Genomic DNA, 10,188 nt, shown 5'->3' with positions numbered 1-10,188 from the left:
AACCAGTCGACCCATTCGAGGGTAGCGAACTCGACGGCCTCGAACGAGCGCCACGGCCCGCGCGGGTGAATGACCTCGGCCTTGTAGAGGCCGTTGATCGTCTCGGCGAGAGCGTTGTCGTAGGAATCACCGACACTGCCCACGGACGGCTCGACGCCGGCCTCGGCCAGCCGCTCGGTGTATTTGATCGAGACGTACTGGCTTCCTCTGTCGCTATGGTGGACGAGCCCGTTGCTCCGCACGGGCCGCCGCTCATGAAGAGCCTGTTCCAGCGCGTCGAGGACGAAGCCGGCATGGGCCGTGCGGCTGACACGCCAGCCCACGATACGCCGGGCAAAGGCGTCGATGACAAAGGCGGCATAGACGAAGCCCGCCCAGGTCGCCACGTAGGTGAAGTCGGAGACCCACAGCCTGTTCGGCGCCGGCGCCCGGAACTGGCGATTGACCCGGTCGAGCGGGCAAGGCGCCGCCTTGTCGCCACTCGTCGTTTTTATCCGCTTGCCGCGGATCGCCCCTTCCAGACCCATCTGGCGCATCAGCCGCGCTACCGTACAGCGGGCAACATCGAAGCCTTCACGCTTCAACTGCCGCCACAGCTTGCGCACGCCGTAGACCCGGAAGTTCTCCTCGTACACGCGCCGTATCTCGACCTTCAAGGCCTCATCCCGCTGCGCCCGAGCGGACAGCCGAGAAGGGTCGCGACGCCGGGCGACATGGTCACGGTAGGTGGACGGGGCGATCGGCAGCACCTTGCAGATCGGCTCGACCCCGTGAGCCTCCCGGTGATCGTCGATAAACGCGATCATCGCTTCAGTGGGCGGTCGAGCTCCGCCTGGGCAAAATAGGCGCTCGCCTTGCGCAGGATCTCATTGGCCTGCCTGAGCTCGCGAACCTCGCGCTCCAGCGTCCGTATCCGCTCGCGCTCGTCGGTCGTCGTACCAGCCCGCATGCCGCTGTCGCGCTCGGCCTGCCGGACCCAGCGCCGTAACGTCTCGCCCGTGCAGCCGATCTTCGCCGCGACCGAGTCGATCGCTGCCCATTGCGAGGCGTGCTCGCCCTGGTGATTCAAAACCAGACGGACCGCCCGCTCGCGAACCTCCGTCGGATACCGTGTCGATTGTGTTCCCATAACAGCTCCTTCTTCTCACAAGTCGGAGCCTCCGGGAAACTCGGCGCGGTTCACTCGGAGTAGAGGTCTTCGGTCTGGAACGCCTCCGCGAGTTCACCGATCGGATTGGCAATCGCGATGTCGACCTTGTCGGCCGTCAGCCGGCGTTCGAGGCGCTAGATACTCTCCTCGCGGATCGCGATCTCGACCCCGCCATAACCCGCGCGAAACTCGGCCAGAACCCTGGGAAAGCCGTACATGGCCGACGGTCGACATGACGCCGACCCGGACAGGAGCGCGCTTCAGGAGGCCGAAATTCCTGGTGAGAGATCGGCAAGCCTCCGGTGAAGCGTCTCAGCCAGGAAGCCGATGCAGGAGCGCTTGTGCCCGTCGATTTCGTTGCGCGGACAACCCGCCGCTCAAACAATGCACAAACACACCATGCCGCCCGCGGTGATTGTTAGTCTGGAAATTTATACTCGTGCAGAAGTTTCTGCACATTGGCACGGACGTCGTCATCTTGGAATGGAAACGCATCAAGAAAATAACTTGCTCGGACATTCGGTGCGCGTTCAAAAACCCGCTTGGCCCAGTACGAAGCCTTCGAATTATCAACATTCATCGCATGAGCGATAACTGCGGTCATATCAACAAGGAAGTGTGCACCTGGGGACAGTGCAGCCTTCTCAGCCCAGTAAACTGCATTCTCGGCGTCACCGCGCACAATATTGCTGAGCGCACGAACGCCGAGCATGGCATACTGCATCGGATCGAAAGGACTAAGCTGCATGCAGAGGTTCACGCCTTCGATGGCACTTTGTGGCCGGCCTGCCATGGCGTCCACCCAAGACTTTGAGTAAATTGCCTGTGCATGGTTAGGACTTAGGTGTCTAACACGCTCAAGCCATCCGACACTGCTATCGAGTTCCCCTTTCAGCCAGAAATAACGACCCATCGTCAGGTTCGCGAAAGGGTCTATTGGATCCAATTCGATGGCCCGCTCGGCATGCCGACGCGCTTTCTCTGCCGCATCATCAGAGTTGTTCTCATACTTGACGAACGCGTCTTGAAAAAATGCGAATGACAATCCGGCATGCGCTCGCGCAAAGCTAGGGTCACGTTCCACCGCGCGCTGAAAGAGTGCTTTTGCGGCGTCATTTTCATTCCTGTTGAACCGATAGACGCATTGAAGACCGAGATGATAAAGGGACCATGCGTCAAGATTTTCGGGAGCGTTCAATCGGGCGCAATGGGCTTCATGACTAGGGATCTGAATTTCCAATGCTGCAACTACCTGCCCAATAATACTTTCCCGAACTTCATGAACTTTGTCAGCCTGGAAGCTGAAGGTTTCACCCCACACCATCTCTCCGCTGCGCGTATCCGACAGTTCAACCTTGAGTGATATCTCCGCAATACGCTGCTCAATCATGCCGGTCAGGCAGTAACGGACGCCAAGCTGTCGGCCGACATTCTGAATATCGACGTTGGATCCACGGAACCGGAAAGACGATGGGCGTGCGATCACCAATATCCAGCGCAGTTTTGACAAAGCCTGAATTAAGTCGTGCGGAATAGCCTCTGCGATGATTGTCCATTTCCCAGGATCGAAAGTTTGAAAGGGCAAGACAGCAATCGAAGGGCGGCGTGGCACGTCAGCCTTATCGAGAGTGGACTCGGGCAATTTTGTGGATGCCTTCGCCGAAAGAGTCTCGGTTACCGCTGCAACGAACCTGAAACCAACTCCGTGGACGGTCCGAATATATCGCTGTTCCGTGCCGCTATCGCCGAGCGCCTGCCGCGCGAGCCGGATGCGGCTTGCGATCGTCGCATCCGACACGGCTCGTCCACTCCATATTTCATCGACCAGTTCGTCTTTCGGAACCACCCTTTCCCGGCATTCGATCAGCTTGGCTAGCAACTGGAACACTTGCGGCTCGACCGGAACCGCTGTCTCCCCACAGCGCAGTTCGAAGGTATCCGTGTCTAGTGTGAAGCTCTCAAATGCCAATGCCATGGAAAAAACGCGGCAATCTGCACGAATCCTGCACGCTGCGGACAAGGTTTTCGCGCCGAAGACGTGAACAATACAGCGTGCTTCCAGCGTATCAGGGGAGAGCTAACAATGTCCACTGGCAGGCAGCACCGGAAGACCGAAGGGCGGGGCCGCCGATACGACAGTATTGTTGACGTGATTGGCGATACACCATGTATCAAAGTCAACTACCTTGCACCCGAAAATGTGCATATCTATGTGAAGGCTGAATTCTTTAACCCAGCGGCCTCCGTCAAAGACCGTCTCGCGATTTCCATTATCGAGGAGGCCGAGCGCCGGGGCGAATTGAGCCCTGGCCATACGGTGGTGGAGGCGACGAGCGGGAACACCGGAATTGGGCTTGCCATGGTTTGTGCCGCCAAGGGGTATCGCTTGGTCGTCACAATGGCTGACAGCTTCTCTATCGAGCGTCGCCAGCTAATGCGAATGCTGGGCGCCAAGGTGATCCTTACACCACGCAGTGAGAGGGCCGTTGGCATGTACAAGAAAGCCGTGGAACTGGCGGAGATGAACGGTTGGTTCCTGGCGCGGCAGTTCGAGACTGCGGACAATGCCTTGATTCACGAGAACACGACAGGGCGCGAGATTGTTACGGACTTCGACGGAAGCCGTCTGGACTATTTCGTGACTGGATATGGAACGGGCGGGACTGTTGCTGGTGTTTCGCGGGTATTGCGGGCTGAACGCCCCGACACACGGATCGTTCTCAGCGAACCTGCTAATGCCGAACTGCTTGGCAGCGGGGCATCCCAGGATCGAAGGCCGGATGGCGGACCCGCATCTACACATCCGGCTTGGCAGCCGCATCTGATTCAAGGGTGGACCCCCGACTTCATCCCGGCTGTTCTTCAGGATGCCGTTGATGCGAACGCCTATGATGATCTTGTCCCAGTCTCAGGACCTGACGGAGTTCATTGGGCAACGGAATTGGCACAGAGGGAAGGAATTCTGACCGGCATCTCGGGCGGCGCGACTTTTGCCGTTGCGAGGCAGATTGCCGAGAAGGCCGAGGCCGGGACGGTGATTCTGTGCATGCTGCCGGATACCGGCGAACGCTACATTTCTTCGCCACTCTTCGAAAATATTGAATCTGAGATGTCCGCAGAAGAGATCGAAATATCTAAGTCAACGGCAACAGCTCAGATGCCCGGTTCGTAGTAATAGTAGAGATTCATGTAAGCAGTCGAATTATGCGAGAAAATGCTGGATTCAGCCGGGTGGAAGAACATGTGCCGGCATTCCCACCCCATCGTCGACAGCTGCAGCGACTACCTGCGGGACGTCGGAAACAAGTCAATTTGGCGCACGGATACCCCAGAACCTTCGTCGAGTTCTCAAGGCAGAAATTCCGTGATCATCGAGCGGTCGCCGAAGACCCGCAAGCCGCGACGGCCATGCTCGACGTGGTCTGCGGCCTGGCGCCCTTCGAGCGGTTCTTCAATCGCGAGAACGTCCGACGACTGAGCGAGCTGGGCAGGCGGCTTCACGAGGCGTCCTGACAGCACCCGAAAGTAACCAGGGAGGCAAGGCAATGACAGACCCGATGCGGGAACTCGAACTCGAAGGCGGTCGACGCCTGACCTACCGGCTGGCCGGCAGCGGGCCGGTCCGTGTCCTCATGATCCACGGCGGCGCAGCAACGTCCGGCGTCTGGGCGAAGGTCGTGAGCAAGCTGGGCGAAGGCTACGAGGTGATCCTGCCCAACCTGCTCGGTTATGAGGGCTCCGGCCCGCGGCCGACACAGCGTCCGGCCAGGAGCCGGCCCAACGCCGAAGCGCTCGCCGCATTGGTCGCCGAGACCGGCGCGCCGGACATCATCGTCGGCCATTCTACCGGCGCCCATGTCGCCCTCGACATGGCGGTCAACCTGGACGCGCCGGCGAAGCGGCTCCTGTTCCTGGAGCCGGCGATCCTCGATGTGCTGCGTCTGGCCGGCGATCAGGAGACCTTTTCCTGGGCGGAAGCGCACTTCCTGAACTCGGTCGCGCCCGCATGGCGGCGCGGCGAGCCGGGTGTCGTCGGAAAGATGCTCGACGGTTGGTGCGGTGAGGGCGCCTTCGCGCGACTGCCGAAGCCGGCGCAGGCCTATATGGAGGCTCAGCCGGGCGACTGTGCAGATGAAATCGAGGCGACGTTCCAGCCCGACTTCAGTGCCGACGACCTGACCGCGTTCGAGCGGCCCGTCGACGTCGTCTATGGCGACAGCGGCTCCGGCCTGTCGCCGGCGATTGCGCGGGCGCTGGCGGCCCTGCTGCCCGACTGCCGCTCGCACAGCCTGACCGGCGCGGACCACAACCTGGTCGTGACCCACGGCAGCGAGATCGCAGACTGCATCCGCCGACCTCGCGCCGGAACCGGCGCGCCCGTCGGCAGCGTGAGCCGGCTTTAACCGGTCGACAACAAGGGAGGCAACCGAAATGGCCTGGTATCTGACCCGGACACGCCTGGCCCCAGAGACCGTGGGGGCGCTGATGAACGAGCCGCAGGACCGGTCGGTCCAGGTGGGCGAAGTCGCCGAAGCGAACGGCTGCAAGCTCCACCACATGTTCTGGGCCATGGGGGACTGCGACGTCGTCACCCTGATCGAGGGGCCGAGCGATGAAGATGTCATGGCGGTGCTCATGACCATCTTCGCCGGCGGCGCAGCGAACGCGATGAGCACCACCAAGCTCATTCCGATGTCCGACGGCGTCGACATCCTGAGAACGGCCGCAGAGCGGCGCGGCGATTACAAGGCTCTGACTGAGTGATCCGGCTCGGCGATCCGCGGTTCGCACGTGCGATACGCGATCTCCAGCAAGGCCCAAGGAAGCAGACCAAGGGAGGAAAGAACAATGGCATCGATTTCTGAAACAGGGCGGCAATTCTTCGAAGCCTGTGAAACCGGTCAGGGCTGGCAGGAATGCCAGCGGTTCTGCACCGATGACGCCTCATTTTCCTCACAGGCTGAGCCATTGGCCGAGATTGTCACACTCGCCGACTATACGGACTGGATGAAGGGGCTGCTCGCCCTCGTCCCCGACGGCCGCTACGACCTGCGCTCCTTCGCCGTCGACGAGGCGTACGGCCAGGTCAGCGCCTACGCCGTCTTTTCCGGTACCCATACAGGCGAAGGCGGGCCGGTTCCGCCGACGGGGCGCAGCGTTTCCTCCGACTACGTCTATGTGATGGATTTCGACGGTGGGAGGATCCGTCACCTGACCAAGATCTGGAACGCCGGCTGGGCGATGCGGGAACTTGGCTGGGCATAGAGACCAACCGATGGTGGCAATAGTCCAAGGGAGGAATGACAAATGACCGACTGGAACGTCCAGGGCACCTACATGGAGGCCTGCAATTGCGAGGCCGTCTGTCCGTGCATCTTCTTCTCGCCGCCGACCGAGGGCGACTGTACCGTCCTGATCGGCTGGCGCATCGACAAGGGCAGCTATGGCGACGTCTCGCTCGACGGGTTGAACGCAGCCCTGCTCGCCTATGCGCCGGGCAACATGAAGGACGGCGGCTGGAAGGTCGCGCTCTATACCGACGACCGCGCCGATGAGAAACAGGCCGAAGCGCTCGGCGCCATCTTCTCAGGTCAGGCAGGCGGCCATCTGGCCGCGCTCGCGCCGATGATCGCCGAGGTGCTGGGGGCGCGGCCTGCATTGATCGACTTCGACGGGAGCGACAAGAGCTTCAGCCTCGCGGTCGAGGGCGTCGGCCGGGCCGAGATCGAAGCGATCAGCGGCCAGGGCGGCGGCACCGCCCAGGTCAGCGGCCATCCCTTGGCCATCTCGCCGGGCGAGCCTGCCGTCGTCGCGCGCGGGACGAACGTCGCGTTCTCCGATCACGGGCTCTCCTGCGAGGCGGACGGCCGGACAGCGATGTTCGCACCCTTCCGCTATGCAGCCTGAAACCGCCGGCCCGTCCCCTCTTACCGTCCTGAGGGGACACCGCCGCGAGGCGATCCCGATCGTCCTCGCGGCGGCCGCGGGCTGGACCTTCCTGGTCTGGGGCGCGCTCGACATGCAGAGCCCGCTGGCCCGGCTGATGATGCCGATGTCGGCGGACTGGAGCGCGGTGAACTTTGCCGCGGTCTTCGTGATGTGGGCCGTCATGATGGCGGCGATGATGTTGCCCTCGGCGCTGCCGATGCTGCTGACCTTCGCGCATCTGAACCGACGCGCCGGCACGCCCGGCCGCACCCGGAGCTTCGCGGCCGCCTACGTCGCGATCTGGTCGGCCTTCAGCGTGCTCGCGACGGCGCTGCAATGGGTGCTGCAGGCCGCCGAGCTCAGCAATCCGATGATCGTCGTCACCTCGCCCTGGCTGGGCGCGGCTCTGCTGGCGATCGCCGGGATCTTCCAGTTCACGCCGCTGAAGCGCGCCTGCCTGCATCACTGCCGGACACCCATGGGCTTCCTGCTGACCGACTGGCGGGGTGGAACCGGCGGGGCCTGGACGATGGGACTGCGGCACGGCGCCTACTGCCTTGGGTGCTGCTGGGCGCTGATGGCGCTGCTTTTCGTCGGCGGGGTGATGAACATCCTCTGGATCGCCGCGCTCGCCGCGCTCGTCGCGGCCGAGAAGCTCATGCCGCGCGGCGAACGGATCGCTCCCGCCCTGGGCGTCATCCTGATCGGCGCCGGGGCTGTTCACCTGGCCTGGCTGCTTGGCTAGCACCGACGATGAGTATTGGTCCTTCCCCTCGGCGGTATCGGAAACCGGTCGGCCTCGGTGAACCGCCGCCGATGCCCATGCTCAGGTCATGCCGGCGGCACGACAGGCACTGGCGAAGTGGGATGAGTCCCGTGACCAAGGGTGGGACTTGGACAGTGACTTAGGGTGTGAGTTATACGGCTGCACCGTCAGGCGAGATCCTGGCATCTCCGCCTCAGGCTTCGATTTTTGCCCGCCGGTTCCCGAACGCCTTCAGCGGGATACGATATACTTCGCAATACTCCCGCGGATTTTATCTCAAGGCTTCGATGCTTCATGATGCGCTCGCCAGAATGCCTCACCATGACGCCTCCACGGCGCTCGACCATCGGCCATCTCTATTTTCTCTCATTCGGTCAGTCGAATGAGAGGAGACCGCTCCGACCGCCGCCAGGGAAGTGTGTCTTCCCTGAAGACTTGCCGAAGTTCCCTGATCGGCGCCCAGAATTCCCTGTTCCGGTCCGAAAAACTCCCTGTTCCGTCCGTAGGGAATTTCTAGGCTAAAGCACTGAAATCGCACTGGAAATCTGCACCTTGCTGCTGTCGATTCCCTGTAAATTCGACGAATTTCCCTGTTTTTGGGGCCTTAACAGGGAATTTTGATGCAAGAGACCGGTTCGACCGGGACTGGCCACACGACCAACTAGTCTCCGCATTTCAGCCACCCCGTCAGCACCGGCCCGGAACGCCGGATTTCCGGGACTTGTCGGCGCTTTCGAGACGAATGCCCACCACGAGAGACGGTGAATCCGGCGCTTTTCCCGCCCATTTCGGCGAGCGTCTCTTTTCGGCCATTTCGGCAGCCCCACCATCAATTCGACGGCGGGCAGTTGTCGCCGGACACATGGTTCTGGAGTTGCGGACAGATGGTTCTACCGGGGGCGGCCGCGGTGTGCTGGATCAGGTGAAGCCCAGCGCCTTCCGCTGCTCGGTCCAGTCAAGCGGCAGGCCGGCCATGCGCTTCAGGCGATGCGCAGTCAACTCGGAGGGCTGTCGCCCATCGAGAATGGCCTCGGTGATGTCGGGGGCGAGATACGCCAGCTGCAGCACGCGACCTATCTCGCTGCGGTCGATGCCTGCCTTGGCCGATAGCTCCTGGAGCGAGTCCGCCTCGCCGGTCGCCAGCATGTTGTTCCAGCGTTGGGCGCGGGTGATCAGCCGCACCAGCGCCACATCGGGTGTCCCGGCGTAAGCGTCCTCGCCGGCCAGCACGATCCGGCTTTCGACACCGCGGCGGGCGACCCGAACCGGCAGTTCGATCGAGAGCTCCTCCGGCCCTGGTTCGGCCTGTTCATCCAGTGTCGCCCCGTCGAGTACCAGCCCGAGAATGCCGTCCCGTATCTCGATGCGCCGGACCAGTTGGCGAAGTAGGTCGCCTTCGAGCCCACTGGCCATCTCCGCGGCCCGGTCGATCAGGTCGGTGAGACGCGTGTTGTCGCGAGTGTCATCCTCCAGAAGGTCCATCAGGCGGATGGGGTCGCGAAGCAGGGCCTGCAGCTGTTCGACGACCAGCTTCTCGAAGGCGGGCGCGGCGATGCGCCAGCCCTTGCCGGGACCTGCAGCTTCCTCCCTGCCCTCCACGAGCGCCTTCGACGTGTAATAGCGATAGCGCCGGCCCTGCTTGCTGGCCTGGGTCGCGTAGAGCGGCGCGCCTTCATCATCGAACAGAAGCCCGACGAACAGGTGCTGGCTGGCCCCTCCGCCGGTGTCCCGCTTGCGCCGTGCCTGCCCGGCCAGCTGTTTCTGGACACGGGTCCAGGTCTCGCGGTCGATGATCGCCTCGTGTCGGCCATCAAAGACCTCGCCGCGATGGCGGACCCGGCCGATGTAGATTGGATTGCCGAGGATCGAATAGAGGTTGCCCCGGCTGAAAGGCCGACCGCCATGGTTCCTGCCTGCCCGGCTCTTCCGCTGCGGCGTGCGGATGCCTTCCGCCTCCAGGACCTGCTGCACCGCCCTGACCGAGCCCAGTTCGAGATAGAGAGCGAAGATGCGGCGGACCAAGTGCGCCTGATCCTGGTCGACGACCAGTTGCCGCTCCTCGGCGCGGTAGCCGACGGGCAGGCCGCCGCCCATCCACATGCCCTTCTTCCGCGACGCCGCGATCTTGTCACGGATGCGCTCGGCGGTGACCTCGCGCTCGAACTGGGCGAAGGAGAGCAGGACATTCAGCGTCAGCCGTCCCATGGAGGTGGTGGTGTTGAACTGCTGGGTCACCGAGACGAAGGAGACGCCCTGGCCTTCGAACAGTTCCACGATCTTCGCGAAGTCGGCGAGCGACCGGGTCAGCCGGTCGACCTTGTAGACCACCACCGTGTCGATGCGG

General features: G+C 62.5%; 10 protein-coding genes and 1 other annotated feature. Of the genes, 7 read left to right on the top strand and 3 right to left on the bottom strand.

Translation table 11 applies throughout. The features are described from left to right. Positions 1–1,129 (bottom strand): IS3 family transposase gene (locus CWC60_RS12665; protein WP_420891140.1). Its coding sequence is split into 2 segments (ribosomal slippage), with 1,130 coding nucleotides annotated over them: positions 1–835 and positions 835–1,129; the frame shifts between segments, so codons are not numbered across the junction. This gene is flagged as partial in the annotation. After that, positions 732–848, bottom strand: a sequence feature (AL1L pseudoknot). (Overlaps the previous gene by 117 nt.) A gap of 439 nt (positions 1,130–1,568) precedes the next feature. Beyond that, on the bottom strand, positions 1,569–3,125 hold the full coding sequence (locus tag CWC60_RS12660) for a winged helix-turn-helix domain-containing tetratricopeptide repeat protein (protein WP_109794312.1): 1,557 nt from the start codon (positions 3,123–3,125) through the stop codon (positions 1,569–1,571). 108 nt (positions 3,126–3,233) lie between these two features. On the opposite strand from CWC60_RS12660, the gene CWC60_RS12655 reads away from it, so the two are divergent. The 7 genes from CWC60_RS12655 (at position 3,234) to CWC60_RS12630 (ending at position 7,823) form a co-directional block, all read left to right on the top strand. Continuing rightward, complete coding sequence (locus CWC60_RS12655) at positions 3,234–4,322, top strand: PLP-dependent cysteine synthase family protein (RefSeq protein WP_109794311.1); 1,089 nt, start codon at positions 3,234–3,236, stop codon at positions 4,320–4,322. A 140-nt stretch (positions 4,323–4,462) separates the two neighbouring features. Next, positions 4,463–4,663: a hypothetical protein gene (locus tag CWC60_RS23285; RefSeq protein ID WP_125182779.1), complete on the top strand. Its 201-nt coding sequence runs from the start codon at positions 4,463–4,465 to the stop codon at positions 4,661–4,663. A 32-nt stretch (positions 4,664–4,695) separates the two neighbouring features. Next, positions 4,696–5,553 carry an alpha/beta fold hydrolase gene (locus tag CWC60_RS12650; protein ID WP_109794310.1) on the top strand — a complete coding sequence of 286 codons (858 nt, stop codon included), beginning with the start codon at positions 4,696–4,698 and terminating at the stop codon, positions 5,551–5,553. Between the two features lie 28 nt (positions 5,554–5,581). Further along, entirely contained in the window at positions 5,582–5,914 is a 333-nt protein-coding gene (locus tag CWC60_RS12645; protein WP_109794309.1) for a GYD domain-containing protein, read from the top strand. A gap of 84 nt (positions 5,915–5,998) precedes the next feature. Then, on the top strand, positions 5,999–6,415 hold the full coding sequence (locus tag CWC60_RS12640) for an ester cyclase (RefSeq protein ID WP_109794308.1): 417 nt from the start codon (positions 5,999–6,001) through the stop codon (positions 6,413–6,415). 42 nt (positions 6,416–6,457) lie between these two features. Then, entirely contained in the window at positions 6,458–7,057 is a 600-nt protein-coding gene (locus tag CWC60_RS12635) for a DUF1326 domain-containing protein (protein WP_109794307.1), read from the top strand. Continuing rightward, entirely contained in the window at positions 7,047–7,823 is a 777-nt protein-coding gene (locus tag CWC60_RS12630) for a DUF2182 domain-containing protein (protein ID WP_109794306.1), read from the top strand. The genes CWC60_RS12635 and CWC60_RS12630 overlap by 11 nt, the downstream gene beginning before the upstream one ends. A 939-nt stretch (positions 7,824–8,762) precedes the next feature. Here CWC60_RS12630 and CWC60_RS12625 read toward each other — a convergent pair. Then, a partial coding sequence (locus CWC60_RS12625; protein ID WP_109794305.1) for a recombinase family protein occupies positions 8,763–10,188 on the bottom strand: 1,426 nt, incomplete at its 5' end.

The sequence above is a fragment of the Minwuia thermotolerans genome, from assembly GCF_002924445.1.
In the GTDB taxonomy this organism is placed as follows: domain Bacteria; phylum Pseudomonadota; class Alphaproteobacteria; order Minwuiales; family Minwuiaceae; genus Minwuia; species Minwuia thermotolerans.
Note: the sequence above shows the minus strand (reverse complement) of the source record. Positions and strands in the feature narration are given on the sequence as shown.